The sequence below is a fragment of the Actinomadura montaniterrae genome (assembly GCF_008923365.1).
GTDB classification, from domain to species: Bacteria; Actinomycetota; Actinomycetes; order Streptosporangiales; family Streptosporangiaceae; genus Spirillospora; species Spirillospora montaniterrae.
Genome location: NZ_WBMR01000494.1, coordinates 1 through 987 on the forward strand (window position 1 = coordinate 1; position 987 = coordinate 987).

A 987-nucleotide genomic window follows, 5' to 3' on the forward strand; every position below is an offset into this window, starting at 1 on the left:
CGCTGACGTTCGTGGTGGGCGCCGTCCGCGAGCTGATCGCGCTGCTCGCCGCGGGCGCCACCGGGCTGCTCGTCGGCGGCATGTCCACCGCGTTCTACTTCACCCTCGCCGGGCTCGCGTTCGGGCTGGCGTTCCACGTCGCCGGCTGGGTCACCTTCACCTACGTTCTGCACGGCGACCGCATCGAGCTGCGCCGCGTCCTCATCGGACGGTCCGTCAAGAGCATCCCGCGCGACCGGATCCGCGGCGTCGACGTCAGCGCGTCCCTCCCGCAGCGGCTGCTCGGCCTCGCCGTCGTGCACATCGACGCCGGCGCGGAGGGCGGCGAGGGCACCCTCAACGCCGTGTCCCGCCAGGAGGCCGACCGGCTGCGGCGGGTGCTGCTCGCCCGCCCGTCCGCCGACCGGCGCCCGCCGCGCCGCCTCCTCGCCCGCGTGACGCCGCGCTGGTACCTGTACGCCCCGCTCAGCGGCGCCTACCTGCTCACCCCGTTCGCGCTGGCGGGCAGCGTGCTCGGCACCCTCTACAACGTCGGCGACGACCTCGGGCTCATCACCCGGCAGCGCGTCGAGACCGTCGGGCACGACGTCGCCGGGGCGGCCCCCGCGCTCGCCGTCGCGCTCCTCGCCCTGATGATCGTCGCCATGCCGGTCATGTCGGTGATCGTGTTCGCGCTGTTCAACTGGGACTTCACCGTGCACGAGCGGGACGGCTCGATCCTGGTGGAGCGCGGCGTGCTCACCCGGCGGGCGGTGTCCCTCGAACGCCGCCGGCTGCGGGGCGTCGAGCTGTCCGACAACCCCCTCGAACGGCGCGCCGGGGTCGTCCGGCTGGGCGCGCTCATCACCGGCCTCGGGGACGCCGCGCACCGCGGCCGGCTGCTGCCCGCCGCGCCCCGTCCCGCCGCGGAGGACCTCGCGTCCCGGGTCCTCGGCGCCGTCCCGGGCCCGCTGGTCGCGCACCCGCGTGCGGCGCGGGGCCGGCGGG

General features: G+C 76.5%; 1 protein-coding gene. It reads left to right on the forward strand.

Features of this window, described 5'->3' with window-relative positions; genetic code table 11:
• Positions 1 to 2: 2 nt before the first annotated feature.
• Positions 3 to 987, forward strand: a 985-nt coding sequence (locus F9B16_RS50490) for a PH domain-containing protein (protein WP_225992706.1), incomplete at its 3' end; no start/stop codon positions are given.